Origin of the sequence: Streptomyces nigrescens (assembly GCF_027626975.1) — a bacterium.
Taxonomy (GTDB): Bacteria; Actinomycetota; Actinomycetes; order Streptomycetales; family Streptomycetaceae; genus Streptomyces; species Streptomyces nigrescens.
The window spans coordinates 2,092,386-2,117,659 of sequence record NZ_CP114203.1; the positions used below are offsets into that span (position 1 = coordinate 2,092,386).

The window sequence follows — 25,274 nt, forward strand, 5'->3', positions numbered from 1 at the left end:
CTCGTGGAGTAGGGGTACCAATGCGTGCATTCCCAGTACAGCTGCCATCGGGCACCCGGTACTGGACCGTGGTGGATGACGAGCTGGGGGTGATTGAGGAAGCGGACCGTTTCCTGCGGGAGTTCAGGTTGGCCCGGGGGCGGGCGGAGACGACGACGAAGGCGTACGCCGAAGCTCTGGTTCTGTTTTTGCTCTGGTGCCTCAGCACCAAGCGGGACTGGCGGACCGCCGCCCGGGATATGGGGCTGTTCATGCTCTGGCTCAAGTGGACTCCTGGGAACGGCGGCCAGCGGCGAGTCGTGGTGCCGGGGCCGGGTTCGAGGCCAGTCCGGGGCGAGATTCGAATCAACAAGGCGCTGAGCGGGGTTCGGATGTTCCTCGTGCATGCCGTGATGAACAAGGCGGCGCCGGCCTGGGTGCTGGAACAGATCTACGAGCTTGGTGACGACCGTGGCCTGCCCGAGGAGGCTCGCGGCGAGAGCGGTGGGATGCGCTACCGGATGCGGGCCCGCCACTGGGTCCAGGAGCCCGAGACCGAGGTCGACCGGGCCAGCGACGAGGAGGTCGTCGCCATGTTCCTCAAGTGCCGATCTGCCCGCGACCGGCTGATCCTCCGGGCACGTCGCAACGCGCGACGGCGGAGAATCACCTACGGCTCCAGTGAGTTCGTTAAGTCCAGGATCCGCACCGCACTGCAATTCCTCAGCTGGCTCGGTACGCGGTGGCGGACGCGGCCCGGGCCACCGCTGAGATCCGACTGCCCCGGGCCCACGCGGCACGCGCGCGCGGCAGACTGAACCGCATGGTGGACGTTACCGAGCCCAGTCCAGTGCTGCTCTACTGATCTTTTCGTAAGTTCGGTGGGTGTGGTGGCTGGATGGTCAGGCCGGTGTGGGCGAGGTAGGACCATGGCAGGTGCTGGTTGTGGTTGATCCGGTGGACGCCTTGTTCGGTGGCGTCGGCAACGTCGGCGAGGTGGTCGCCGGCGAGGTTGGCGAGTTCGCGCTTCTTGAGCGACGACCAGAGCAGTTCCACCGGGTTCAGCTCGGGTGCGTATGCGGGTAATCGCTCGAGGGTGAGCCAGTCCTGCTCGGTGACCCAGGCTCGCATCGCCCGGCTCCAGTGGGCGGACAGGCCGTCCCAGACCAGGATCACTGGCTCGCCACGGTAGAACGCTTTGACCTGTTCAAGGACCTCGATGAGAGCGATGGTGTCGTAGCTGCCGGGCTTGAGGTGGAAACACAGGCGAGGACCGCGGTCGAAGTCGGTGGAGTGGTAGCCCAGAGCCGCAGCCATCGACGCACGCTTCCAGTTCAGCCGGTGCCGCAGAAGCGGCGTGCGGCCGCGAGGTGCGTAAGTACGGCGGATCTGGGGCAGCAACGAGACGCCTGATTCGTCGAGGAACACGATCCAGGCACGTGTGTTCACCGCCCCCTTTTGATGCGCGGCCACTCGTGCGTGATCCAGCGGGCGATCTCGGACTCGTCCCGCTCCACCGCCCGCCGCTCAGGCCGCTGCAGACTCCACCCCAACCGGCCGGTCAGCAAACGCCACACCGACGCCCGTGACAGGGACACTCCTGTCACCCGCTCGACGACCGCGCCGACTCGTTCCAGGGTCCACAGATCGGCCTCGAATCCATGAGCCTGGGCACCTCGCTCCAAGGCGGCCCGCACAGTCTCGACCTGGGCGTCATTCAGCTTGGGCGGGCGCCCGGTGGCCGGACGCCGGCGTAAGGCTGGAGCACCCCCTTCCTCCCACACACGCCTCCACCGCCGCACGCTCTCGGCACACACTCCCACCGCCCGCGCGATCTCCGGATTCGACCCGCCCTCCTCAAACAGCTCGACCGCCCGAACACGACGCGCCTCCGCCAACTGCGGCCGTGACAACGGAGGTACGGAAGAACCAGACGCACAGGACAAAGGTCGATAAGCCATCCCGACAGCCTCCCACCCACAAAGCCACCACACCCACCGAACTTACGAAAAGATCAGTAGGAGTTGTCTTCAAATGTCACGCCCACATCAGGAGCGATGCGAGGGTGACGGCTGCTTGGTAGGACTCGGCGGTCTTGTCGTAGCGGGTGGCGATTCCGCGCCATTGGTCGGGTAGCCGGGTCATGTTGCCATGACCCGGCCCCCTCAGAACCGGGCATGCCTGTTTCCAAGCACCGCGGCTCAAGCAAGCCCAATCGCTTCACAGGATCTGCTATTTGTTGCTGCCATCGCGTGCATGAAGCTGCTGGTGGCATTCGGAGTGAACGAGCCGAAGATTCTTGACTTCATCAGATCCGCCGTCTCGTCGGTAGGTGAAGTGGTGTTTGTGTAACCGCTTCTTCATCGCGTCGAACCAGTCGATCCACTCGCGTGGGCTTTCTGGCTCGTATTCCGCGCCGGCGATGAGTGCCTGACCGCAGAGCGGACAGAGTCCTTTCTGACGGGCTGCCAGAGTAAGGCTGATCCTGTCCATCGGTGGCGGTGTGCGCGTCTTACGGCGCTGGCTCCAGTAGTCGCCGAGTGCGGGATTGTCAGGTGAGGACTTTCCCTTGACTAGCCGATGCCTTCTAATGTTGGTCCAGGCGAACTTGGGAAGGTGTGCACCTGTGGTGCGGTCACCGAAGACCCAGTTGTTGTTCTTGGACCGGTTGAGTCTGCCGAAATACTTATTGACGATCCAGTGCTTCGACTTCTTCGGGTGGGTGCGCTTGGCCCACTTGTAGGTGAGCGTCCACACATAACTGTCCAGCGCTGAGAACGTTTTGCTGGATACCACCGTCCGGTAGTACGCAGACCAGCCCCTGACGATAGGGGAGAGTCTGCGGAGTACGACCGTGATGTTCTGCCCGAGGAGGGATTGCATCTCGGACCGCAGTCGATCCCGGATTCTCTTCACCGCATCCTTACTGGGCGTAATGATCAGGCTGTCGCCATGGCGTCGGACGTTGAAGCCGAGGAAGTCGAACCCTTCCGAAAGGTGGAGGATTCGTGTCTTCTCTTCGTTGAAGCGAAGACCTCGGGGTTCAAGCCAGTCGCCAAGCCGGGACTTGACCGTCTCAGCCTCTTCCTTGCTCGTACAGAACACGGCAAAGTCGTCGGCGTAACGCACCAGGATGGGCGTCCCCTTCGCGGCCCACATCACTTTTCCTTTGCGGGTTGCGAACCGAACGCCTGCGGCTTCCTCCATTCCGTGAAGTGCAATGTTGAGTAACAGGGGCCTGATCACTCCGCCTTGAGGTGTTCCCTCGTCGGTGCGAGTGAAGCGTCCGTTGTCGACCACTCCCGCCTTCAGCCACTGGCGGACGAGTTCCCTGGCAGGAAAGCCGCCGACACCGTCGAGCAGGTGGTCGTGGTCGATGCGGTCGAACGCTGCGGCCAGGTCGGCGTCGAGTACCCACTGACGCTTGGCCGCCTTGCCCTTCGCGGTGCTGAAGATCGCCTGGATGGCGTCGTGGCATCCGCGGCCCGGCCGGAATCCGTAGGAGCGTGATTCGAACCGGGCTTCCCACTCAGGTTCCAGCGCATTCTTCACGCGCGCCTGGATTACTCGGTCGCGCATGACTGGGATGCCGAGCGGGCGTTGCTTCCCATTGCTCTTCGGGATGTAGACCCGCTTGACGGGCCTGGCTCTCCAGGGTTGGGTTTGCTGGTCGATGTCGACCGCCATGCGAGCTCGCGCCTGGGGGGTGAGTGCTCGTTCCCCGTCGATGCCTGCCGTCTTGCGGCCCTTGCTCTGCTGCGTCACCCATTTCACGCTCACGAGCGTGTTACTGCGGCTCCGTAGCATGAGCTTTTGCAGATTGCGGACCTTCTTGAGGTCCCCTGCCTGTGTCGCTTTGAAGATCCGTTGTCTCAGACGCCGTACGTTTCCCTCAGTGCTGGCCCAGTCGATGCTGTGCCAGTCCAGTGGTTCGCCCTGTGGTCCGTTCACTCCGGAGGTGCGGCCAGCAGTAGGGACTGTCTGTCGCATGTTCCTCCTTTGCGTCTAACTTGTCCGACAGGTTCTGGCGTCGTTACTCGGGATGGTTCAAAGGCTCACCCGGCCCACGTGGGCACCCTTTCGGGTCAGGCCATTCAGACCTGTATCCGGCGAGTTATAGCCTGGGGTGAAGGACTCCAGGGTTTTCCTCCGACCTTTCGGTCGACCGGCGTTCGCTTTTTGGGCCATCCTGTTCCCGCTGGAGAGTTGGGCCTTCCTTGCGGTTGGCTCACCGGGCCTGGACCCGGACTCCAACGGGTTTTCCACGTTCCACACACGTAAGTTGCGGCTGGGGTGGGTGCCCCCTCTATCCCGGAACCGGCGGTGTCCTCCTCCCGACCTAAAGTCCTCGGGAGTCGCCTGGCGTCTCCCAACGCCGGGTTCTGTAGCCGCTGATAACGAACCATCGGGCGGCTTCAACCTTACGAGACATCGACAGGGGTTCACGCGGTTCACCCGTCCAGCCTTTCCCTCGCCTGTAGTTCCCCGATGGCCAGGGAACCCTTAGGCTTGAACGCTCAGCTTCATACCCCGCTGTTACCGGCGACGCATGTGAGCGCGGGAACGGATTGCGGACACTAATCCGGGGTCAGCACGTTTTCACTCCCTTCATGGCTTTCCCACTTAACGTGTGCGACTTCGTGTCGCACCTTCAGACGGTTGAAGCAGCGTTCGACCACGTTGCGCTGCTTGTAGAGCTGCTTGTCGAAGGCGGGCGGGCGCCCGCCGCGGCTGCCGCGCCGGAGCCTGTTGCGGATCTGGTCGGTCCGTTCGGGGATGGTGTGGCCGATGCCGCGGCGTCGCAGCCAGGTCCGGATGGCCTTGGAGCTGTAGCCCTTGTCGCCCAGGACGTGGGCGGGCCGGATCCGGGGCCGCCCCGGGCCGATGCGGGGCACCCGTATCGCCTCCATCACGGCGGTGAACTGAGTGCAGTCGTTGCGGTTCCCGCTGGTGACGGTGAAGGCGAGCGGGCGGCCCGCCGCGTCGCAGGCCAGATGAATCTTGCTGGTCAGGCCGCCCCGGGAGCGTCCGAGTCCGGGGCTTCGGAGCCCCCTTTTCGGGCCCCGGCGGCGTGCTGGTGGGCGCGGACGATGGTGGAGTCGATCGACACGAGCCAGTCGATGTCCCCGGCCGCGTCCGCCTTTGCCTGGGCAGCACGGAGCATCCGCTCGAAAGTGCCGTCCAGGGACCAGCGTCGAAAACGGGTGTGCAGCGTGGCCCACGGGCCGTACCGCTCGGGCACATCCCGCCAGGCCACCCCAGTCCGGAACTTCCACACGATCCCGTTGAGCACGGTGCGGTCGTCCAACCGCTTCCTGCCCCGCACAGACTCAGGCAGTAGCGGCCGGATGAACTCCCACTCAGCATCCGACAGTTCATGGCGACGAATCACCCGCCCATGATCCACCATCAAAGATCATTTGAAGACACCGCCTAGGACCAGGGAGGTCGGGGCACGCGCGCTGCGGTGTGCCTCTGTCGGTGCCCTGTCACGATGCGTGCCGCGCGCACGGTGGGTGCGGGCTTGGCGCACGGCCCGGCGCGGATGTTCCTCAACCGCACCCACGGCCCAGGCCCCGGGCGTCCGGTGCGGGTTTGGCCTGGTGTGCGAGGCCTTGCGCCGGTGAGCGTGCGGGCCTGCCGCGCTCTTTACCTTCGGATGAGGCCGAGTTCGGTGGCGGTGGCGACGGCGGCGGTGCGGGAGTCGACACCGAGCTTGGCGTAGATGCGGGCCAGGTGGGACTTGACGGTCCCTTCTGTGAGGTGGAGCCGGGCGCCGATGGCTTGGTTGGACAGGCCCTCGGCGACCAAGGCAAGGACTTCGTTCTCGCGGCGGGTCACGGCGGTGCCTGGGGTGCGCAGGCGGTTCATCAGCCGGTCCGCGACGGCGGGGGCGAGGGTGGTGCGGCCGGTGGCGGCGGTGCGTACGGCGGCGGCCAGGTCCTCGGGTGGGGCGTCTTTGAGGAGGTAGCCGGTGGCGCCGGCTTCGATGGTGGGCAGGGTGTCGGCGTCGGTGTCGTAGGTGGTGACGATCAGCACGCGGGGCGCTTGGGGGCGGGCGGTGATGGCGGCGGTGGCCTCGGCGCCGTTCATTCCTTTGCCGAACTGGAGGTCCATGAGGACGACGTCGATGTCGCCCTGGGCGGCTCGGGCGATGGCGTCCTCGGCGGTGGCGGCCTCGGCCACCACGGCGATGCCGTCTTCGGTTTCCAGGACGGCGCGGAGCCCGGCTCGTACGACGGGGTGGTCGTCGGCCAAGAGCAGGCGGATGGGGGTGTCGGTCACGGTCGGGCCTCGGGTGCGGGGTGGGATGGGGTGTCGGGGGTGGGGTCGAGGGGCAGTTGGGCGGCCAGGGCGGTGCCGTGGCCGGGGGCCGATTCGACGGAGAGCGTGCCGCCGAGGGCCTGAGTGCGGGCGCGCGTGGCGGCCAGTCCGAAGCCGCCGGCCTGCGGGTCGGCGACGGGCAGGTGGGCGGGGTCGAAGCCGCGTCCGTCGTCGACGACATCCACGGCAACGTGATCGCCGAGGTAGCTGAGGGTGACCTCGGCGGTGGCGGCCTCGGCGTGGCGGACGGTGTTGGCCAGGGCGGACTGGGCGATGCGCAGCAGCGCGACCTCGTGCGCGGTCGGCAGCGGTACGGGCTCGCCGGTGAGGTGGAAGCGTGCGGTGATCCGGTGGCGGGTGCTGGTGGTGGCGCACAGGCGTTCCAGGGCGTCGGCCAAGGTGGTGCCTTCCAGGGCGGGCGGGGTGAGGGCGGCGACGAAGCGGCGGGCCTCGGCGAGGTTGTCCACGGCGGCCTGCCGTGCCTGGTCGACGTAGCGGGCGGCGTTGTCGGGGGCGGTGGGCAGGGCGCGTTCGGCGGCGCGCAGCAGCAGCTGGATGCTGGAGAGGCCCTGGGCGAGGGTGTCGTGGATCTCGCGGGCCAAACGTTCGCGTTCGGCCAGCACCCCGGCGGTGTGCTGCGCGGTGGCCAGGTCGGCGCGGGTGGCGGTGAGTTCCTCGATCAGGCGCCTGCGCTGTTCGCTCTCCCGGTACAGGGCCTGATACCCCCACACCACCGCGACCGCCACGGCAGCGCCGAGGGCCGGTCCGATCGCCATCGCCGCGTTGAAGGAGCCCTGGTGTGCGGCGAAGCCGGCGATGGCGGCCACCGCGGTGGCCGCCACCGCGGCCAGTCCGGCGCGGCGGGGCAGCAGGTGGAGCTGGAGGAAGTACAGCGGGAACGCCACCCACACCCCGTCGGCGGACAGGGCCAGCAGCACCAGCCAGAGGGTGCTCACGGCGGCTAGCCACAGTGCGGCGGCCCGCCGTGAGCGGCTCACACGGGGCAGTACAGGGCCGGACGCATAGACCAGGCCGCACGCTACGGCCGTGGCGAGGACCCACCCGGCGTGCGGACGGTGATCGGCCACGGCCCGGCCGGCGGCCAGGGCAAGGAGACCGACGACCAGCAGGTGCAGGCACCAGGCCAGAGCGCGGGTGGTGGGGGTCAGGGTGGGGGCGGTGGTGGTCACAGTCCCTCCAGCCTATGAAGAAGTCCCCGGCCCGGCCTCCATCGAAAGTTACAACCGGCGTGCCGCCTTTCGGTGCGGCAAGTGCTGTCCTGGGCCAGATGTCTGGGCGGGTATCTGGCGGCGAGGGTGGAGACATACCGCTTCCCCCACTTGAAAGGGCAGGTCCACGCCGTGTTCGTCGCCTGGAGAGACCTCAAGTTCGCCAAGGGGCGCTTCGCCCTGATGGGCACCGTCATCGTGCTGATCACCCTGCTGGTCGGGCTGCTGTCCGGGCTGACCGCCGGCCTGGGCCAGCAGAACATCTCCGCGATCACGTCCCTGCCCGCAAACCAGATCGCGTTCAATGCGCCCGGCAGCGGCCAGGACATCTCGTACGCCAACTCCACCGTCACCGAGCAGCAGTGGCAGCAGTGGGCCAAGGCGCCCGGCGTGAGCAGCGCCGAACCGCTGGGCATCATCACCACCAAGGCGAGCGCCGGAAACAAGAGCACCGGGGTCTCCGCCTTCGGCGTGAAGCCCGGCTCCGCGCTCGCCCCCGACAGCAACAAGATCGACGAGCACGCCGCGGTGCTGTCCACCACCGCCGCCGACGACCTCGGCGTGAGCGCGGGCGACAGCTTCACCCTGGCCGGGAAGAAGGTGACCGTCGCGGCGGTAAGCGGGGATGCCTCCTTCAGCCACACCCCGGTCATCTGGACCAGCCTCGACACCTGGCAGAAGACCGCACCCCCTACCGGCAAGACCAACGGGCCGACCGCCACGGTCATCGCCTTGAAGACCTCCTCCGGCGCCGATGTGAAGACAACCGATGAGGCTGCGGGCACCAAGACGGCCTCTGTGGACGACTCGCTGTCCGCGATCGGCTCCTACACCTCCGAGAACGGCTCGCTGCAGCTGATGCGCGGCTTCCTGTTCGCCATCTCCGCCCTGGTCATCGGCGCTTTCTTCACCGTGTGGACCATCCAGCGCAGCGGCGACGTCGCCGTGCTGAAGGCGCTGGGCGCCTCCACCGCCAACCTGCTCAAGGACGCCCTCGGCCAGGCCGTCATCCTGCTGGCCGGCGGCACCCTGATCGGCACCGGCATCGCCGCCGGCCTCGGCGCCCTCGTCGCCGGCAGCGCCGTGCCCTTCCTCCTCACCCCCGCCACCGTCCTTCTCCCGGCCGCCGTGATGATCGCGCTCGGCGCGCTCGGCGCCGCCCTGTCCATCCGCCGCATCACCTCCGTCGACCCGCTGACCGCCCTGGGGAGCGCCCGATGAGCCTTAACCTGACCGACATCACCCTCACCTACCCCGACGGCGAGGACCGCCTCACCGCCCTCGACGACGTCACCGTGGACGTGCCCAAGGGCAGCCTGACCGCGGTCGTCGGCCCCTCCGGCTCCGGCAAGTCCAGCCTGCTGGCCGTCGCCGCCACCCTCATCACCCCCGACGCCGGCACCGTCACCATCGACGGCCAGGCCACCACCGGTATGACCCGCCGCGAGCTCACCGACCTGCGCCGTCACAAGATCGGCATCGTCTTTCAACAGCCCAACCTGCTGTCCTCTCTCACCGCCGCCGAACAGCTCCAGGTCATGGCACAGATCGACGGCCGCAAGCCCCGCACCGCCCGCAACCGGGCCATGGAACTGCTCGACGCCGTCGGCCTGGCCGACCAGGCCCGCCGACGCCCCCATCAGCTCTCCGGCGGCCAGCGCCAGCGCATCAATATCGCCCGCGCCCTGATGAACGACCCCACCGTGCTCCTGGTCGACGAACCCACCAGCGCCCTCGACCACGAACGCGGCGCCGCCGTCATCGACCTGATCACCCGCCTCACCCACCAACAGGCCACCGCGACCGTCCTGGTCACCCACGACCGCGCCCATCTCACCGCCGTCGACCAGATCGCCGAAGTCCACGACGGACGCCTGCACCTGCCCGCCCACACCTGACCCGACCAGGCGGCCCCCGGGAACCGCTTCCGGACCACCGGACACCCGCCGTGACCCGTGACCCGCCCCCTCACCGACAGCGGTTGGCCGCCCCCGCCTCACCCGGCTGTCGCAGCAACAAACCCCGCTGCCTGGCCGAAAGAGATCGACGCCTGTGAAGAAGCTCTACTACTCCGCAGTCATCTACACCGTCCTTGGCCTCCTCGCTGGACTCTTCTACCGGGAGCTGACCAAGGCACAGGACTTCACCGGAGACACCCAGCTCTCCGTGCTCCACACACACCTGCTCCTCTGGGCACACTGTTCTTCCTGATCGCCGTGGCTCTGGAGAAAATCCTGCATCTGAGCAGCGGCCGGTTCTTCAACGCGTTCTTCTGGACGTACCACGCCGGCCTGATCCTCACCACCGGCATCATGACCGCTCACGGCACCATGACCGTCCTGGGCAAGAGCGTCGGACCCGCGATCTCGGGACCGGCAGGACTGGGCCACATACTCCTCACCCTCGCCCTGGTCTTCTTCTTCCTCTGTCTCCACAACCGCGTGCGCCCCGATCTCACAGAATCCGCCTAAACCGACCAGCATCCCCTCCCCTGAACACCACCAGAAGTACTGCGGCCCTCCCGGTAGCGTCGGCGCTGCCGCACACGCGATGTTGCCCGCGCATGGCGGGTTCTGTTTCAGATATTGGCGTTCGGCTGAGGGGGCCGGTCTTCCCGCGCTGTGCTGGGGAGATGGGTGATACCAGGCTGGAGCCGTTGGCGTTAACGGGGGCCGAGCGGCTGATCTTGCAGAACTGGGCCAGGCGCCGCACGACCGCGCAGGGTCTGGCGAAGCGGGCACGGATCGTGTTGGCGTGTGCTGACGGACTGAACAACACCGCGGCAGCGCGGCTGGCCACCGACCGCAAAACGGTGCGTCGGTGGCGCACACGGTTCCTGTGAGACCGGCTCGACGGGCTGTCCGACGAGCCACGGCCAGGTGTCCCGCGCACCATCACCGACGCCCAGGTGGAGGAGGTGGTGGTGCGCACCCTGGAAGAGACCCCGCAAGGAGCGACGCACTGGTCGAAGCGGGAGATGGCCCGGCAGGTGGGGATCTCGCCCACGAGCGTGCTGCGGATCTGGCGGGCGTTCGGCCTCCAGCCATGGCGGACCGAGGTTTTCAAGATCTCCCCGGACCCGCTGCTGATCGACAAGATCCGCGACGTGGTCGGTCTCTACCTGGCTCCGCCGGCGAACGCGGCAGTGTTCGCGGTGGACGAGAGACCGCAGATCCAGGCACTTGAGTGGACCGCTCCGGTGCTGCCGATGCTGCCTGGAGTGCCCGAATGACGCAGCTTCGACTACGTCCGGCACGGCACCATCGACTTGTTCGCGGCGCTGAACACCGCAACCGGAAAAGTGATCGGAAAGCTCTCGGCCCAGCACCGGGCCGTGGACTTCCGCGACTTCCTCGACGAGATCGACCACCAGACCGAGCCCGGCCTGGCGGTCCAAGTCATCTGCGACAACCTCCGCACCCACAAAGCACCCGTCGTGCACAAGTGGCTGCTTGCGCATCCCCGGTTCGAGCTGGACTTCACACCCATGTACTCATCCTGGATCAACCAGGTCGAGCGGTGGTTCGCCGAACTGCAACGGCGCTGCCTCGAACGCAGCGTGTTCTGCTCACTGGACGAGCTGACGGCCACGCTTGAGGACTGGATCAAGACCTGGAACGACCAGGCCCGGCCCTTCAGATGGACCAAGACCGCAGACCAGATCATCGACCGCATCTGCCGCTACTGCCGCTACTGCCGCTACTGCCGCTACTGCGACAGGATCTCCGGACCAGCTCACTAGTACAGCAACGGTGTTTGTGCTGATGGGTGGGCAGTTCTATGGGCTGTGTCCGCGTCGTGTGTAGTGACTGATGCGGGCCTGGTGCTGGCGTCTGCGCCGCCAGTGCGACCAGTGCAGGATGTGGTCGACGGGTGCGGGTTGGCGGTGGGTGAGGCGGGTGATCAGGCGTCTGATCTCGGCGAGGCTGAGGTGGATGAGCTGGGAGGATCCGTTTCTGCTTTCCCGGCATCGAGTGCGCGAGCCCGCAGGACGGTCAGGCAGGCGTGGGCGGCCATGGCCAGAGTGATGTGGCGGTGCCAGCCTGGGTAGCGGCGGACTTGGTAGTCGTCCAGGCCACACTCCTGCTTCGCCGTCTGGAAGCATTCTTCGACGGCCCACCGGCTGCCGGCGATATGGATCAACTCGTCCAGCGTGGTGCCGGCCGGGCAGTAGGCGATGTAGTAGGAGATCTCCTCGGGCCGGCTGACACTGCGGCGGGCGACAACCCAGTGTTGGCGGTCCTCGCGGTGCCAGGGACGGACTTCGACGCGGGCCCAGTCGAACACCCGAAGTCCGTGGGCGCCGCGTCCGCAGGAGCGGCGTTTCCACTTCTGCCGCGCAAGGCCGGTGAACAGGTCGTGGACTGGGTGGTCGAGGGCCCAGCGGGTGACGACGGTGTTGTGCCTGGTGGTGGCCATGACGTGGAAGACATCGGCCTGCTCCAGTTCATACCGCCAGCCCTTGCTGAAGCCGTAGGCGGCATCAGCGGTCACCCACCGGAACGGGATCTTGTTCCTGATCGCGCGGCGGACCATCTTTTTGGCCATGACGACCTTGGTCTCGAAGCCGACCTCGTCGTCGATGCCGGCCCTGCGGCAGCGTTCGCGGTCGTCTGTCCAGGAGGTGGGCAGATACAGCCGGCGGTCGATCAGCGTCCGGCCGGATGAGGTTGCGTAGGCGAGAAAGACGCCGACCTGGCAGTTCTCCGTCCGTCCCGCGGTCCCGGAGTACTGCCGCTGGACACCTGCCGAACGGGTGCCCTTCTTCAGGAAGCCGGTGTCGTCCACGATGAGTACCGCGTCGGGGTCGCCGAGGTATTCGACGACGTAGTCGCGCACGTCCTCAAGCACCTCATCGGCGTCCCACTCGATCCGGTTCAGCAGCCGATGGATACGGTCCGGAGCGGCATGACCGGCCTGTTCGGCCAGTGTCCAGCCGTTCTTGCGCTCCAGTGGGGCGATCAGTCCCCGCATATAGGCAAGTGCCGACTCCCGCGGCTCTGACCTGGAAAACCTGTGCACGAACCGGTCATGCACAGCGTCCAGTTCACCGGCCCACACCCTGACATCAGCAAGGTCCCCACCCATACTCAGGCCAACGACCAGCCTGCCCAACCGTCACGACAAACACCGTTGCAGTACTAGGGTCCGTCTTCAAAGATCACCGGGTTGGTGGATCATGGTGGGGTGATACGCCGCCATGAACTCACCGATCAGGAGTGGCAGTTACTCGCTCCGCTGATACCGCGGGCCGCTACGGGACGGCCGCGTGTGTCGGACCGGCAGGTCATCAACGGCATGGTCTACAAGATCCGGACCGGGATCTCCTGGCGTGACCTGCCGGAACGCTACGGGCCGTGGCAGACGGTCTACACGCGCTTTCGCCGCTATGCCCTGGAAGGCGTGTTCACCCGAGCTCTCCAGCGCATCCAGGCCCGCGCCGACGCGGCCAGCGACATCGACTGGCTGGTCCAGATCGACTCCACCATCGTCCGCGCCCACCAGCACGCCGCTGCCACCGGCCGAAAAGGGGGATCAACCAGCAGGACCAAACGGACGATCACGCCCTCGGTCGATCCCGAGGTGGGCTGACCACCAAAATCCACCTCGCCTGCGACGGCAAGGGCCGCCCGCTCGCGATCCTGGTGACACCGGGGCAACGCCACGACAGCATCTGCGCACAACCTCTTCTGGAACGGATCCGTGTCCCTCGCGCCGGACTTGGCCGGCCCCGCTGCAGACCCGACCAGGTCATCGCAGACAAGGCCTACAGCTCCCGCGGCTTCCGCGCCTACCTGCGCAAACGCGGCATCGCACACACCATCCCAGAGAAGACCGACCAGCGACGGCATCGGCACAACCGCGGCCGCCGGGGCGGGCGACCACCGGCATTCGACCGGCAGATCTACCGCCAACGCAACATTGTCGAACGCTGCTTCAACCGGCTCAAAGGCTTCCGCGGCATCGCCACCAGATACGACAAGACCGCCACTTCCTACGAAGCAGCGGTCACACTCGCGTCGTTCCTGCTCTGGGCAAGATCCGTTTGAAGACGGACCCTACTGATCTTTTCGTAAGTTCGGTGGGTGTGGTGGCTTTGTGGGTGGGAGGCTGTCGGGATGGCTTATCGACCTTTGTCCTGTGCGTCTGGTTCTTCCGTACCTCCGTTGTCACGGCCGCAGTTGGCGGAGGCGCGTCGTGTTCGGGCGGTCGAGCTGTTTGAGGAGGGCGGGTCGAATCCGGAGATCGCGCGGGCGGTGGGAGTGTGTGCCGAGAGCGTGCGGCGGTGGAGGCGTGTGTGGGAGGAAGGGGGTGCTCCAGCCTTACGCCGGCGTCCGGCCACCGGGCGCCCGCCCAAGCTGAATGACGCCCAGGTCGAGACTGTGCGGGCCGCCTTGGAGCGAGGTGCCCAGGCTCATGGATTCGAGGCCGATCTGTGGACCCTGGAACGAGTCGGCGCGGTCGTCGAGCGGGTGACAGGAGTGTCCCTGTCACGGGCGTCGGTGTGGCGTTTGCTGACCGGCCGGTTGGGGTGGAGTCTGCAGCGGCCTGAGCGGCGGGCGGTGGAGCGGGACGAGTCCGAGATCGCCCGCTGGATCACGCACGAGTGGCCGCGCATCAAAAGGGGGCGGTGAACACACGTGCCTGGATCGTGTTCCTCGACGAATCAGGCGTCTCGTTGCTGCCCCAGATCCGCCGTACTTACGCACCTCGCGGCCGCACGCCGCTTCTGCGGCACCGGCTGAACTGGAAGCGTGCGTCGATGGCTGCGGCTCTGGGCTACCACTCCACCGACTTCGACCGCGGTCCTCGCCTGTGTTTCCACCTCAAGCCCGGCAGCTACGACACCATCGCTCTCATCGAGGTCCTTGAACAGGTCAAAGCGTTCTACCGTGGCGAGCCAGTGATCCTGGTCTGGGACGGCCTGTCCGCCCACTGGAGCCGGGCGATGCGAGCCTGGGTCACCGAGCAGGACTGGCTCACCCTCGAGCGATTACCCGCATACGCACCCGAGCTGAACCCGGTGGAACTGCTCTGGTCGTCGCTCAAGAAGCGCGAACTCGCCAACCTCGCCGGCGACCACCTCGCCGACGTTGCCGACGCCACCGAACAAGGCGTCCACCGGATCAACCACAACCAGCACCTGCCATGGTCCTACCTCGCCCACACCGGCCTGACCATCCAGCCACCACACCCACCGAACTTACGAAAAGATCAGTAGTTCGCTACGGGCGGCACAACCTGTGCTGATGAGGGCCGGCCAGTTCCGCCCCGGAAACCCCAGACGCGTTGAGGTTCTCCCAGTCGAGCTCCCTTCGACTCCCCCGCCGGCGCTTGGCCCACAGCGAGAACAAGGTGGCCTCACTATCAAGCAGGCCGTGAACCGGATGCTCAGTCTCGACAGGATGTGAGGCGACCCGGTCTGACGCGTCGCCGCGTGACATGGCATCGCCGGCCTGATCTCTCACCGTTGGTGGACGTACATCCCGGCGGGCTTCAGACAGACGACGAACTCGAACTGGCCCAGCAGCTGCTGGTCGGACTCGACCTGCGCGCCACCGGCCTCACCCCGAGTTCGCCATCCGCCCTGGGCAGTCGTCGCCGCCCTCAAAGAGACGATGCGGACGGCAGCCATGATGGTCTCCTTGTGCCCGTACAGCACGCCTGCACGTACAGCCAGCGCGGATCTCACCGCCCACCCGCTCCGCCCCGGCGCCGGAGATCATCGAGAAGCAGCGCCGACCACCCCTGGGCACAGCATCGACCAAGCCGAACATCGCCTCCACAGTGGCGAAGCCCACCACGCCGGCCGACGCGCCCTGCGCACCCGCCGTTCAGCCCACCGAACCCGCACCGGACCAACAACGGGGCAAGTGATCAACCGTACATCGGGACCCCGTCGTCCGCGTGCTGTTCAGAACACGTCATATCTGGGTCATAGCACGCAGGGCAATCCATTGCATGTGCCTGCACGGAGGGCGATACGACAGGTGGGTGGGCATCCGGTGCCTGGCGGACGCCCACCCTGCTCAGGGCCTCAGGGGCGTCGAGCGGCCGTTGCCCACACTGCCTGTCAGACCCCGGTCTTGTCCTTGATCCACTGGCGGTCCGTCTTACCGCTACTGTCCTGATTGAAAAGGTGAGGGCCAGCGCTAAACTTCTTGCTGTAGGGGCGGGGGCCGCCCCCGCCGGCCGTAAAGATGCCGACCAACTTCCGTTCACCGTTGACGATTTGAGTGGCCGGCCCGCCCGAATCCCCAGGGCCACTAGCGCCGTCGATGCCATAGCCCCCCATGTTGTTGGGGTTACGGCTCATAATGTTGCCGGAGTTATAGGCCGCTTCGTAGCGGTCGAGCTTGATGTCAGCAGACCTCAGCTCTCCTGTACTCCAACCGTAGATCTTCACGGTGTCGCCCACCTTCGGCTTCGGATCGGTTTCGTCCGCCAGCCTCACGTACCCCCTCCCAGTGCGCTGGCCGGGGGGCGCGGTTGGGGCCCAACCAGGCTCAACCGGCGTCTTTAGGTGCAGCAAAGCCATGTCAGCGCCGCTGGGCGCGTCGTAGTGTGCATCGACGTCAACCTTCGTCTCTCCCTTGCTACGCCAAACGTTGATGGCGCGATTGCAGTGCTTGGCGGTCAGGACCCACTGGGCGCTGATCAGTGATCCTGAGCAATGGAGGCCGACGACAGAGCTTGGCGTCGCCTCTGCGGAGCCGCCGTCGACTGCGTTCGCCGTACCACTGAACGCGAAGGTCGTGGCGGTGAGTACACCTATTGCCGCCATGACGGTGCGAGGTGTTTTTCTCATGGTCTTTCCTCTCGTGTATGGGGCGTACCGGCTCCCTGGTTTGGCAGCCAGGACAGGGCAACCCTGCGGTCTGCCGGGTTTGCTCCGCCATCGCCTCGATCGGTGACAGCCGTAGCTCGCTGGCCATGTTGGAAAACGTGACCAACGCGCCTTTGGTGTGCTATTTGTGGACCCTAGGATTTAAGTTGCTCATCAACAACTGAAGTTGAGTTCAACATGAAGAGTCCCGATGCGTTCCCGACGCTCAAGCAACTGAACCTGTTACTGGCCCTGGTCGACTCCGATGGGATTGCGAGCGCCGGGGCCAGGCTCGGCATGACCCCGTCGGCCACCAGTCACGCGCTGCGGGCACTCGAAGCCACTCTTGGGACGGCAGTCGTCAACCGCAACGCACCCGGCGTCGAGCTGACTTATGCCGGACAGCAGATCCTCCGCCACGTCCGCGATGTCTTCGCGGCGCTGCGGTTGATCCAGACCACTGCAGCCACCAGCGCGGGGCTGAAAGCCGGGCTGCTGCGGATCGGCTCGTTCGGCACCAGCTCCTCACTCACCCTGCTCCCGCCGCTGCTCGCTGGGTTCCAGGAGCGCTACCCGGGAGTCGAGGTGTCCGTGACCGAGAAGACCGACCTCGAAATCGAGCAGGACCTGACCGCGCGACGCATTGAGATTGGTGTGGTCACCCTGCCGAAACCGCAGTTCGACACCCTGCCACTGGCCGTCGACGACCTGGTCGCGGTCGTCCCGGAGCGGCACGAGCTCGCTGACACCGACCCCATCGACCTGCGTGACCTGGGGCGGCATCCCTTCATCCTCACCCACGCCGGCTCCCAGGAGCTGATCGCCTGCATGTTCGCCCGCGCAGGCATCCAGCCGAAGGTGACGCACGAACTGCAGCAGCTGAACTCACTCCTTGAGTTCGTGGCTCAAGGGCACGGCGTCTCGATCGTGGCATCGCTTGCTCTTCCCAACCGGCATGACGGCGCCGTCTACCGCAGGATCACCCCACGCTCGTCACGACGAGTCGGCCTGGCATGTCTCAACGAGGGACGGCTCTCCCCTGCGGGGGCGGCACTGTGGCGTCAGGCTCGAACCATGCACACTCGCGCGGAGTGAGCACCGAGCGAATGACTGCGCGGGCGCCAGCCGGTGGCTAGAACTCTACCTCCAGCAGTCCCTGGAACGCCTCGCCTCCTTCCTGCGTCACTTTCACTGCGCGCCCGGAGTCGACCCGCCGCACCCACTTCCGTTCCAGCGCCGTGGTGCACAGGGCCGCGCCCAGTGCACCGGCGAGATGGTGCTGGCTTCGTTGGTTTGTTGCGGCTCTGGCCCACCTGGCAAGGGCCTGTTGATACCACTCCTAGTCCTGTGCGCCCTGGCCCAGGGCTCGGGCCCATGGCGTTACAGAGCCATCAGACCGGCTGTCGTCGCCTTGAAACCGCACACATCGAAATAGAATGACCGCAGGTGCTCCTCGAAGTCGACGTGGAGCCATTCACACTTTGCGGCACGGGCTTCGTGGGCTGCGGTTACGACCAGCACGGCGCCAACACCTTTCGCCGGCGATGCTGTGCGACCACCGTGTCCAGAATGAAGGCATGGGCTCCACCGTCCCAAACGACGTTGACGAAGCCGAACAAGAGCCGCCTTCCCGGGCGCAGACCCAGCCAAGACTGTGGCGCTCAAGTCGTTCTCGCCAGTCAGTCTGAGCGACCAGATGGCCGAAGCCGTCAGCGTGTAGTGCGTTGAGGGCCGTGTTGTCGAAGTCGCCCCGCCACTCGTACTTGATCGTCACTCCGCGATCGTAATGTCCGTGCCAGGTCCAGTGATTTGATTACGTAGCGAGGAGAACTCGCTTGCGGATCAGGTCGAATCCGGCGCGGCCGAACATCTGGCGCTTGAGCATCTTGATCCGGTTGACAGGGCCCTCCACGAGACCGGACTTCCACGGGTGTGAGAGGCCCGCGATGACTGCGTCGAGGTCGCGTGCAAGGTGCTGGGCGAAGCGGTGGAGACTGGACAGTTCGATGGTGGCGGTGGCCGCTTCGATCCATTCGGGTAGTTGGTCGCCCTGCAGGTGGCTGAGCATGTGGGCGAAGGCGCGTACATGCTCGAAGAGTGCTGTCAGCTCGGGGCAGTTGGCCAGGCCGGCCTTGAGCTGGAGCCGATCGCCCTCGGTCAGGGCGTCGGGGTGGGTGAGGAACCAGCGTGTGACGACGCGGGCCGATGGCGGCCGGGGCCCGAACGGATTGGGCTTGCCGCGAAGAGTCCTGCTGACGTAGTTGCGGACGTTGCCGTACCCGTGCGGGTAGCCCTGCTCCTGGATCTCCTCCCACAGTTTCCAGGCGTTGGTGCAGCCTTCCTGCCAGCGTTCGTCGAGGTAGGGCTTGTAGGCATCGAGCTTGGTCGCGCGGCTTTGCCACTGGCCGGTGAACAGTTCCTCTGGCTCGGCGGCGAGGGAGAAGCGCAGGATGGTGTTGAGGGTCATGCCGAGCTGGCGGGCGACGGACCGCTTGCTGTGTCCGGCGGCCAGGAGCGCGTGGATGGTGGCGTGCTTGGCGCGGGTGCGTTCAGCGAACCGATGGCCCGTCGGCCAGGGCGAAACGCAGCCGGCTCCGCCTCGTCCTGCGGGTCGTCCGGCGGTGCCGCAAGGGTCCAAGTCGCTGGATGACCCGGCAGACGGTGGCCGGGGAAATTCCGAAGAGGGGGCGAGCTGCTGCATCGTGAGGTTGGTGCGGTAGTACACCGCCACCAGCAGCACCCGCTCGGCCAGCGGCAGGCACCACAGCCGACCGCCACTGGGCCCGTCGCCGCCCGCTCCCGCACCACCCTCAACAGGGCCTCGAAACCACTCATCCGCAAGGCCGTGAACGTCTCCACCCACAACCGCTCAGCCGCAACACCCCACCCAGACAGGGAAAATGCTCAGCAGACCACGTTCCACAACACCCTTTAGTCCCGGCCGAACCAGTCGACGCGCCCTACAGGAAAGCGCCACGGCCCATCCAGGACCGCGGGACATGGACCGCGCGTAGTGGGTCGACCAGCTCCGGGAACCAGCCCTCTTGACAGGCCCATTGGGCCGTTCTGCACAGAGCGCCTCTGTACGCCCTCTCTGCGTGCAGACACAACGTCAGTCGTCAGGCTGACTTAGACCGTGTCCTATGTGGTGAGGCGGACGTATCGCTTGTAGCAGCAGATGGCGGCGGCGAGTCCGAGAAAGGCCAGGTAGTTGCGGTGGTCGCGTTCGTAGCGGGGGCTGAGTCTGCGGTAGCCCGACAGCCACGACATGGTGCGCTCGATCACCCATCTACGCCGCCCTAACCGTTCGCTGGACTCGATGCCCTTGCGGGCGATCCGCACTCCAATCCGCTTACCACGCAGCCATTTCCGCAGGTCGGGCCGGTCATATGCCTTGTCGGCGTGCAGGCGCTCGGGGTTGAAGTACCGGCCGCGGTGCGGGTCGTGTCTCGTTTGGTGACCCTCAACCATCGGCTTCAGCCCTTGGCTGTCGTGGGTGTTCCCCGCCGAGACGCCGACGACCAAGGGCAGGCCGTTCGCGTCCGACAGGATGTGCATCTTGGAACCCGGCTTGCCCCTGTCCACGGGGCTCGGACCTGTGAGTTCGCCCCCTTTTTGGCCCTGACGTGGGCTGAGTCCAAGACCACGCGGGAGACGTCGAGCAAGCTGGCATCGTCGAGCCGGTGCAGGATCGCCTCGTGCAGCCGGCCCCACACGCCAGCCCGCGACCAGATCAGAAACCGGCGGTGGGCGGTCGACTTCGATATCCCGAAGCACGGCGGCAACGCACGCCAGGAACAGCCACTGACCAACACATAGATGATCGCCGCGAACACCGTCTCATCAGGCGTGTCCTGCGACCCACCGCCCTGCGGCCGCACCTTCGACGGCGGGATCAACGGCTTCGCGATCTCCCACAGACCGTCCGGAACAATCCAACTCCACGTACCCCGCCCCATACACAGGCCAACGTCTGCCTCACCACATAGGACACGGTCTTAACCGCCTAATACTTTTGGCAAGTTATTTCATCTATTACCAGGACTTTCACTTGGGCGTGGTGTCCGTTCAGGCTTGACTAGCCCCAGGGGGATTTCTGCCTATTTCTGGAGCATCCCTACCGAAGGGGTAGCCATGTCAAAAGCGCGTACCGCGCAATCGCTCACCGCCCTGTTGCTGGGCGGAGCACTGACCACCGCCGTCCTGACGGCCGAAACTCCTGCCCGGACCGACTTCCTGGCCCCGGCCGCTGACGCCGCACCCGTCACGGAGCTGACGAACGTTCCGATGACGGCCACCAAGGACACAGCCGAGCCGAACCCCCAGCCTTCGAAGGCCAACCAGGTCACCGTGCAGAAGAACTCCACGGAGCCGTTCCGGGTGATCGCCCTCAGCTGGGAGAAGGGCGCCCCTCTCGAACACGACGCGCGTGCCCTCGCCCGTTTCCACCATGACGGATCCTGGGGCCAGTGGCAGGAAATCCCGCTCGGCGGCGACCAGATAACGGACGACGAGGCCACGCGCGCCGGAAGCCCTATCTTCTTCTCCGACACCGCCGACGGCGTACAGTTGCGAATGACCACCCCCAAGGGGGAGCTGCCGGCCGATCTGCGGCTGTCACTCATCAACCCCGACAAGAAGGCCGAGGGCAGCGCTCCGCAGCAGACGCGCATCCACCCTGCGGCGTGGTCGGCGGGCGACGCCGACCGCCTGCGGCCCGAGGTCCACTCCCGGGCCGACTGGGGCGCGGACGAGTCCCTGGCCGATTCCGGGTACAAGGGCATGGACAGCGTGAAGGCGATGTTCGTCCACCACACGGTGAACGGCAACCAATACAGCCGCGAGGACGTTCCCGGCTTGCTGCGCGCGATCTACACCAACGGCATCAGGAACCTGGGATACGGCGACTTCCCGTACAACTTCGTCGTGGACCGCTTCGGCCGCCTTTGGGAGGGCCGCAAGGGAAGCACCGACGCGTCCCCCACCTCCGACCCGAAGGCGATCATGGCCGGACACGCCCTGGGCTTCAACCGGGACACTCTGGGCATCGCCACCCTCGGAAACTTCGAGTCGAACGTCGAAGGCAGCGGCCCCACTCCCCAGCCCAGCGAACCGATGATGGACGGTCTGGCCAAGCTCCTGGCCTGGAAGGGTGCCCAGTACGGCCTGGTCCCCAAGGGAAAGGCCGCCTTGATATCCGGTGGCGGCAGCGGCAATCGCTACCCGAAGGGGGAAAAGGTGTCCCTCGACGTCATCTCGGGCCACCGCGATGTCTTCAATACCCTGTGCCCCGGCGAGCACCTCTACGACAAGCTGCCCGATCTGCGCAAGCGAGTCGCTCAGCACATGGACGCGCACAACCCCGAGCAGCCTGCACCCCACGCTCCCCGGCCCAAGCCGCAACGCCACGCCTTCGCGGGCATGACCGAGCGTATAGCCTCGGCGAACTTCAACGGCGACGGCCGCACCGACGTCGTGGCCATCGACAAGGACGGCTCTCTGCACGTCTATTACAGCAAGGCCGACGGAACCCTGGGGTACGGCCGCAATCTCTGGCACGACAACAGCTGGGCCACCATGAAGCACATCGTGGCCGGTGACTTCAACGGCGACGGCCGCGGCGACATCGCCGCGACCTGGTACGACGGCTCCATCCACCTCTACACCGGCAACGACCGGGGCGCCCTTGGCGCGGGCCGCACGATGTGGCACGACAACTCCTGGACCACCATGCGCAAGATCGTCCCCATGAAAATCGACGGGACCCAGCGCGACGGCCTGCTCACCATCTGGGGCAATGGCAGCATCCACTCCTACCCCACCCGCGCCGATGGCACCCTCAAAGGCACCAGCCGCAACCTCTGGCACGACAACAGCTGGGGCTCGATGAAGCACCTGGTCACGGGGGACTTCAACAACGACGGCCGCATTGACGTCGCCGCTGTGTGGGAAAACGGCAGCTTCCGCCGCTACCTCGGCAGCGGCTCCGGCCCGCTGGCCAAGTCCGTCAAGCTGTGGAACGACTCGTCATGGGGCGATATGAAGACCGTCCTGCGCGGCGACTTCAACGGCGACGGCAAAGCCGACCTGCTCGGCCGTTGGTACGATAACCTCCCCTACCTCTACGCTGGCGACGGCAAGGGCAACCTCGCCACCGGCAAGCGTATGACCTGACGATCGCGGCAGTGCACCACCTCCCGATCACGGCTCAAGGGCCCGCGTGCCCCCTTGGGTTCTAGTGTTCTGCGCCAGTAGTTGATCGTTAGTTGTTGTGTGACTTCAGTGGCGTCGTCGTTTCCTCGCCGAGAGGCTGGACGGGCTGGTGGATGAACCACGGCCCGGCCGGCCGTCCACCATCGGCGTCGACCAGGTGGAGGCGGTCGTGGTCACTACGCTGGAGGCACTCCCGAAGAACGCCACGCACTGGTCGCGCAAGTCGATGGCGGAGCACAGTTGCCTGTCGAAGTCCACCGTCGGCAGGATTTGGCGGAAGGTCCAGCTCAAGCCGCACCTGACGGACACGTTCAAGCTGTCGATGGGACCCCTTGTTCGTGGAGAAGGTCTACGACGTCGTGGGTCTGTACTTCAACCCGCCCTATGGCGCGGTAGTGCTCTCGGAGGACGAGAAGTCCCAGATCCAAGCCCTGGACCGGCGGTCCCCGCCGACCGCGTCCGCAACCGCAACCGCCAGAAGCTCGGCTCCCGAAGCGGTCGGCCGCCGAAGTCCGATAAAACCGACTACCGCGAGCGGCATGCCGTCGAGTGCGGGAGCCTCAAACGCCACCGGGCCGTGGCCACGAGACACGACAAGCTTGCCGTCCGCTACGAGGCGACCGTGTTGGTCGCAGTCCTCAACGAGTCGCTGTGACCAGCACTTTCCCGGCCAGGCCCCATCGCTGTCAGGTCGGACGGCAAGGGACGAGGACGGCGGCGATGCATGTAGCAGTCAACGGCACGGCCGGGCCCGCAGCGGCGGCGATATCGGTGGCTCTGCTGGTCCCGCCGACTGCCACAGCGGCCCGCTGTCATGTCGCAACTGCGCGGAGCCTTCCGCGTCATTTCTGGCCCTCCCGAGTCTCAGGACTTACAAAGGCCCTCCTGCGTTTCGGAAGGGCTGGAATTGCCGCGCGGGGAGGAGCAGGATTCCATGAGCGACCTGAAGAGATCCGGCTGGGGTGGGGCGGGGGACGGCCGAGCCATCCGGGGCAGCTGGAGCGCCACCCGTGCCCGGGCACCAGCGACCGGGGCCGCGGTCGAGCCGGAGACCGTGCGGCTGCTTCGCCTCGGCCGGGACCCGTTTCCCCACACCCTGTCCACGGGCGTTCCGGCTGCACCCGCGCTCGCACCCGGCAAGGCCGAACTGGTTCGCCGCGCTAGGCTCGGGGAATGCGGCGCCGTTCACAGGCTCTGCATGTGGGCTTTGCGTCCGGCCAGAAGAATCGTCGAGCGTTACCTGGGTCCGACAGAGCGGGATGGGGCGGAGGAGTTGCTCTTCGGCTCCTGCCGGAGAGCCGTCCAGGCGCTGCAGCAGGCCCCCGAGGACGACCGGACCCTCGACTTCGAGCGAGAGGTGAGGATCGCAGTCAGGGTGGCCGCCGGCTGCCATGTGCTGCGCCGGGAGGTCTCGGGAGACGACAGGAGTACCGAGGAGACGCTTATCGCTTACGACGTCCTGGCCTCCCTCCCTGCACACCACGCCGACGTCCTGTGGGCGGTTGGGGTCGAGGGCGAACCGACGACGCGATACCCACCCGGCCTGCTGCAGACCAGCCGTGATGCCCTCGTCGACGCCTATCTGTGGCGTGCGCTGCGCCGCACCGGGACCGTGGAGACTCGGGGGGATCACCTGTCATATCTGACGGCCGCCTCATACGTGCGGTACGAACTGACAGCTGGCCGGAGGGCCGATGTCCGCGCCCATCTGCAAAGGTGCACGCTGTGCCGGTTACTGGCTGCGGAGGTCGCGGCCCCGGGCGCCAGTCTGCCGTCACAGCTCACGAGGGCGGTGACGACAGGCGGGCGTGCACCGGGATCGGGCTGGGCACGATGGGGCATCGGCGGGTCGGCCGGCCGCACCGCCCGCCGCCTGAGCCGACCGCGGCATCGGCCATGACGCTGCCTCGGACGACGCCCTCCGGCTGACAGGTCAGATGAGCCCAGTTCCGCGCCCAGTTCCGGTCGCGCGGGTGGCTTGCGTGGGCGGAAACAAAGATGATCACGAGGGCGAGGGCCATCGCGACAACGAAGCCGAAAGGTGAAAAGCGGCCGTGTGATAGCGAGGCGGCGGTATCACGGAGGTGGGGCGGGCTGCGGAGGCCGGTATCCTGTGTACAGGCGTCATGAAGCGGCTCTGTATTGGGGCTTGGACATGGCCCCCAACGCGGAGGACGACGTTCCGGGCTGGGTCTGCGGGCCCCGGCCGGGGACTCCGGGTTGCGGCCGACGAAAGCCAGCAGGAGGCCCGGCAGGCGGCGGGTTGGGCACCGCGCCCGGGTTTCGCACGATTGCCATGGCGAGGGTGAGGGTGGCCGCGCGAACGCAGACCGCGCAGCCGCGCGCATAGACCGGGTGGACCTGGCACGGACTCCACGCCTGCCGGAGAGCGCGAAGTACATGCTCCCGGTCGTGGTTCCAGACAGCGTCGACGTTCTCGGGCAGATAGCCCCTCTCAATGGCCGCGATGACCGCAAGTGCCCGGTTCTTGACCCCGAAGGCCGCGTAGATGGCTCGCAGGTGTGACTGCACGGTGGCACGGCTGATACTCAGTGCATCGGCGATCTGGCTCGCCGTGGCGCCGCTCAGCATGTAACGCAGCACCTCCTCCTGCCGCGGCGTGAGAACGCGAGGCGGCTGTGGTGACACGGGTGGCAGCGTGGGCATCGTCATGGCTGGGACCTCTCCCGTAGGGGGCAGGG

19 protein-coding genes and 8 pseudogenes are annotated in these 25,274 nt (G+C 66.5%); 13 read left to right on the forward strand and 14 right to left on the reverse strand.

Annotated elements, in window-relative coordinates; genetic code table 11:
• The first annotated feature begins 71 nt into the window (after positions 1 to 71).
• A complete protein-coding gene (locus STRNI_RS09470) occupies positions 72 to 797 on the forward strand; it encodes a hypothetical protein (protein ID WP_277410942.1) in 726 nt (241 codons plus the stop codon).
• A 40-nt stretch (positions 798 to 837) separates the two neighbouring features.
• On the opposite strand, the gene STRNI_RS09475 is transcribed toward STRNI_RS09470, so the two are convergent.
• From STRNI_RS09475 to STRNI_RS09500, 6 genes and pseudogenes are all read right to left on the reverse strand, one after another.
• The gene (locus tag STRNI_RS09475) at positions 838 to 1,428 is read right to left on the reverse strand and encodes a transposase (protein WP_277410305.1); all 591 of its coding nucleotides are present in this window, start codon (positions 1,426 to 1,428) and stop codon (positions 838 to 840) included.
• Complete coding sequence (locus STRNI_RS09480) at positions 1,425 to 1,940, reverse strand: winged helix-turn-helix domain-containing protein (protein WP_277410304.1); 516 nt, start codon at positions 1,938 to 1,940, stop codon at positions 1,425 to 1,427. The genes STRNI_RS09475 and STRNI_RS09480 overlap by 4 nt, the downstream gene beginning before the upstream one ends.
• Positions 1,941 to 2,211: 271 nt before the next feature.
• The gene (gene ltrA, locus STRNI_RS09485; protein WP_277410943.1) at positions 2,212 to 3,969 is read right to left on the reverse strand and encodes a group II intron reverse transcriptase/maturase; all 1,758 of its coding nucleotides are present in this window, start codon (positions 3,967 to 3,969) and stop codon (positions 2,212 to 2,214) included.
• Positions 3,970 to 4,610: 641 nt separating this feature from the next.
• Positions 4,611 to 5,389: pseudogene (locus tag STRNI_RS09490) on the reverse strand (IS5 family transposase); the annotation flags it as partial.
• A 239-nt stretch (positions 5,390 to 5,628) separates the two neighbouring features.
• The gene (locus STRNI_RS09495; protein WP_277410944.1) at positions 5,629 to 6,264 is read right to left on the reverse strand and encodes a response regulator; all 636 of its coding nucleotides are present in this window, start codon (positions 6,262 to 6,264) and stop codon (positions 5,629 to 5,631) included.
• Positions 6,261 to 7,493, reverse strand: a complete 1,233-nt coding sequence (locus STRNI_RS09500) for a sensor histidine kinase (protein WP_277410945.1) — start codon at positions 7,491 to 7,493, stop codon at positions 6,261 to 6,263. Before STRNI_RS09500 ends, STRNI_RS09495 begins: the two co-directional genes overlap by 4 nt.
• 171 nt (positions 7,494 to 7,664) lie before the next feature.
• Here STRNI_RS09500 and STRNI_RS09505 point away from each other — a divergent pair, with 171 nt between their 5' ends.
• The 4 genes and pseudogenes from STRNI_RS09505 (at position 7,665) to STRNI_RS09520 (ending at position 11,274) form a co-directional block, all read left to right on the forward strand.
• The gene (locus STRNI_RS09505) at positions 7,665 to 8,753 is read left to right on the forward strand and encodes an ABC transporter permease (RefSeq protein WP_277413218.1); all 1,089 of its coding nucleotides are present in this window, start codon (positions 7,665 to 7,667) and stop codon (positions 8,751 to 8,753) included.
• Positions 8,750 to 9,430, forward strand: a complete 681-nt coding sequence (locus STRNI_RS09510) for an ABC transporter ATP-binding protein (RefSeq protein ID WP_277410946.1) — start codon at positions 8,750 to 8,752, stop codon at positions 9,428 to 9,430. Before STRNI_RS09505 ends, STRNI_RS09510 begins: the two co-directional genes overlap by 4 nt.
• A 154-nt stretch (positions 9,431 to 9,584) precedes the next feature.
• A pseudogene (locus STRNI_RS09515) lies at positions 9,585 to 10,003 on the forward strand (DUF2871 domain-containing protein).
• A 161-nt stretch (positions 10,004 to 10,164) separates the two neighbouring features.
• Positions 10,165 to 11,274, forward strand: a pseudogene (locus tag STRNI_RS09520) (IS630 family transposase).
• Between the two features lie 161 nt (positions 11,275 to 11,435).
• Here STRNI_RS09520 and STRNI_RS09525 read toward each other — a convergent pair.
• Positions 11,436 to 12,620, reverse strand: a complete 1,185-nt coding sequence (locus STRNI_RS09525; protein ID WP_277410947.1) for an IS701 family transposase — start codon at positions 12,618 to 12,620, stop codon at positions 11,436 to 11,438.
• Between the two features lie 102 nt (positions 12,621 to 12,722).
• Here STRNI_RS09525 and STRNI_RS09530 point away from each other — a divergent pair.
• The 3 genes from STRNI_RS09530 to STRNI_RS09540 all read left to right on the forward strand — a co-directional run bounded on the left by STRNI_RS09530 (position 12,723) and on the right by STRNI_RS09540 (position 14,754).
• Positions 12,723 to 13,582 (forward strand): IS5 family transposase gene (locus tag STRNI_RS09530; protein WP_381845878.1). Its coding sequence is split into 2 segments (ribosomal slippage): positions 12,723 to 13,085 and positions 13,088 to 13,582, totalling 858 coding nucleotides; the frame shifts between segments, so codons are not numbered across the junction.
• A 69-nt stretch (positions 13,583 to 13,651) separates the two neighbouring features.
• Positions 13,652 to 14,167 carry a winged helix-turn-helix domain-containing protein gene (locus STRNI_RS09535; protein WP_277410304.1) on the forward strand — a complete coding sequence of 172 codons (516 nt, stop codon included), beginning with the start codon at positions 13,652 to 13,654 and terminating at the stop codon, positions 14,165 to 14,167.
• The gene (locus STRNI_RS09540) at positions 14,164 to 14,754 is read left to right on the forward strand and encodes a transposase (RefSeq protein ID WP_277410305.1); all 591 of its coding nucleotides are present in this window, start codon (positions 14,164 to 14,166) and stop codon (positions 14,752 to 14,754) included. The genes STRNI_RS09535 and STRNI_RS09540 overlap by 4 nt, the downstream gene beginning before the upstream one ends.
• 243 nt (positions 14,755 to 14,997) lie before the next feature.
• Here the strand turns inward: STRNI_RS09540 and STRNI_RS09545 are convergent, their stop codons facing one another.
• Positions 14,998 to 15,168: a hypothetical protein gene (locus STRNI_RS09545; RefSeq protein ID WP_277410948.1), complete on the reverse strand. Its 171-nt coding sequence runs from the start codon at positions 15,166 to 15,168 to the stop codon at positions 14,998 to 15,000.
• Positions 15,169 to 15,606: 438 nt separating this feature from the next.
• A complete protein-coding gene (locus STRNI_RS09550; protein ID WP_277410949.1) occupies positions 15,607 to 16,341 on the reverse strand; it encodes a S1 family peptidase in 735 nt (244 codons plus the stop codon).
• Positions 16,342 to 16,557: 216 nt separating this feature from the next.
• Between STRNI_RS09550 and STRNI_RS09555 the strand changes: the two genes are divergently transcribed.
• Positions 16,558 to 17,454, forward strand: a complete 897-nt coding sequence (locus STRNI_RS09555) for a LysR family transcriptional regulator (RefSeq protein WP_277410950.1) — start codon at positions 16,558 to 16,560, stop codon at positions 17,452 to 17,454.
• Positions 17,455 to 17,739: 285 nt separating this feature from the next.
• On the opposite strand, the pseudogene STRNI_RS09560 reads toward STRNI_RS09555, so the two are convergent.
• The 4 genes and pseudogenes from STRNI_RS09560 to STRNI_RS09575 form a co-directional block, all read right to left on the reverse strand.
• Positions 17,740 to 18,133: pseudogene (locus tag STRNI_RS09560) on the reverse strand (GNAT family N-acetyltransferase).
• A 39-nt stretch (positions 18,134 to 18,172) separates the two neighbouring features.
• Positions 18,173 to 18,940: pseudogene (locus tag STRNI_RS09565) on the reverse strand (transposase); the annotation flags it as partial.
• A gap of 42 nt (positions 18,941 to 18,982) precedes the next feature.
• Positions 18,983 to 19,194: pseudogene (locus tag STRNI_RS09570) on the reverse strand (helix-turn-helix domain-containing protein); the annotation flags it as partial.
• Between the two features lie 306 nt (positions 19,195 to 19,500).
• Positions 19,501 to 20,318, reverse strand: a protein-coding gene (locus STRNI_RS09575) for an IS5 family transposase (RefSeq protein ID WP_277410952.1) whose coding sequence is annotated in 2 segments (ribosomal slippage) — positions 19,501 to 19,976 and positions 19,976 to 20,318 — 819 coding nt in all. Because the reading frame shifts where the segments join, the coding sequence is not laid out codon by codon here.
• A gap of 175 nt (positions 20,319 to 20,493) precedes the next feature.
• Between STRNI_RS09575 and STRNI_RS09580 the strand changes: the two genes are divergently transcribed.
• The 4 genes and pseudogenes from STRNI_RS09580 to STRNI_RS09590 all read left to right on the forward strand — a co-directional run bounded on the left by STRNI_RS09580 (position 20,494) and on the right by STRNI_RS09590 (position 24,472).
• Positions 20,494 to 22,533 (forward strand): FG-GAP-like repeat-containing protein, encoded by a 2,040-nt coding sequence (locus STRNI_RS09580; protein WP_277410953.1) that lies wholly within the window; start codon positions 20,494 to 20,496, stop codon positions 22,531 to 22,533.
• A 106-nt stretch (positions 22,534 to 22,639) separates the two neighbouring features.
• Positions 22,640 to 23,021: pseudogene (locus tag STRNI_RS09585) on the forward strand (helix-turn-helix domain-containing protein); the annotation flags it as partial.
• A gap of 14 nt (positions 23,022 to 23,035) precedes the next feature.
• Positions 23,036 to 23,227, forward strand: a pseudogene (locus STRNI_RS41575) (IS5 family transposase); the annotation flags it as partial.
• Between the two features lie 279 nt (positions 23,228 to 23,506).
• Positions 23,507 to 24,472, forward strand: coding sequence for a hypothetical protein (locus STRNI_RS09590; protein WP_277410954.1), 966 nt, complete (start codon positions 23,507 to 23,509; stop codon positions 24,470 to 24,472).
• Positions 24,473 to 24,696: 224 nt separating this feature from the next.
• Here STRNI_RS09590 and STRNI_RS09595 read toward each other — a convergent pair whose 3' ends face one another.
• The gene (locus tag STRNI_RS09595) at positions 24,697 to 25,245 is read right to left on the reverse strand and encodes a response regulator transcription factor (RefSeq protein WP_277410955.1); all 549 of its coding nucleotides are present in this window, start codon (positions 25,243 to 25,245) and stop codon (positions 24,697 to 24,699) included.
• Positions 25,246 to 25,274: the final 29 nt, after the last annotated feature.

Excerpts from the sequence above, each read along its gene's own strand:
- STRNI_RS09480 (WP_277410304.1), bottom strand. The coding sequence starts at position 1,940 with ATGGCTTATCGACCTTTGTCCTGTGCGTCTGGTTCTTCCGTACCTCCG.
- ltrA (WP_277410943.1), bottom strand. The coding sequence starts at position 3,969 with ATGCGACAGACAGTCCCTACTGCTGGCCGCACCTCCGGAGTGAACGGA.
- STRNI_RS09510 (WP_277410946.1), top strand. The coding sequence starts at position 8,750 with ATGAGCCTTAACCTGACCGACATCACCCTCACCTACCCCGACGGCGAG.
- STRNI_RS09525 (WP_277410947.1), bottom strand. The coding sequence starts at position 12,620 with ATGGGTGGGGACCTTGCTGATGTCAGGGTGTGGGCCGGTGAACTGGAC.
- STRNI_RS09535 (WP_277410304.1), top strand. The coding sequence starts at position 13,652 with ATGGCTTATCGACCTTTGTCCTGTGCGTCTGGTTCTTCCGTACCTCCG.
- STRNI_RS09545 (WP_277410948.1), bottom strand. The coding sequence starts at position 15,168 with ATGGCTGCCGTCCGCATCGTCTCTTTGAGGGCGGCGACGACTGCCCAG.
- STRNI_RS09550 (WP_277410949.1), bottom strand. The coding sequence starts at position 16,341 with ATGAGAAAAACACCTCGCACCGTCATGGCGGCAATAGGTGTACTCACC.
- STRNI_RS09555 (WP_277410950.1), top strand. The coding sequence starts at position 16,558 with ATGAAGAGTCCCGATGCGTTCCCGACGCTCAAGCAACTGAACCTGTTA.
- STRNI_RS09580 (WP_277410953.1), top strand. The coding sequence starts at position 20,494 with ATGTCAAAAGCGCGTACCGCGCAATCGCTCACCGCCCTGTTGCTGGGC.
- STRNI_RS09590 (WP_277410954.1), top strand. The coding sequence starts at position 23,507 with ATGAGCGACCTGAAGAGATCCGGCTGGGGTGGGGCGGGGGACGGCCGA.
- STRNI_RS09595 (WP_277410955.1), bottom strand. The coding sequence starts at position 25,245 with ATGACGATGCCCACGCTGCCACCCGTGTCACCACAGCCGCCTCGCGTT.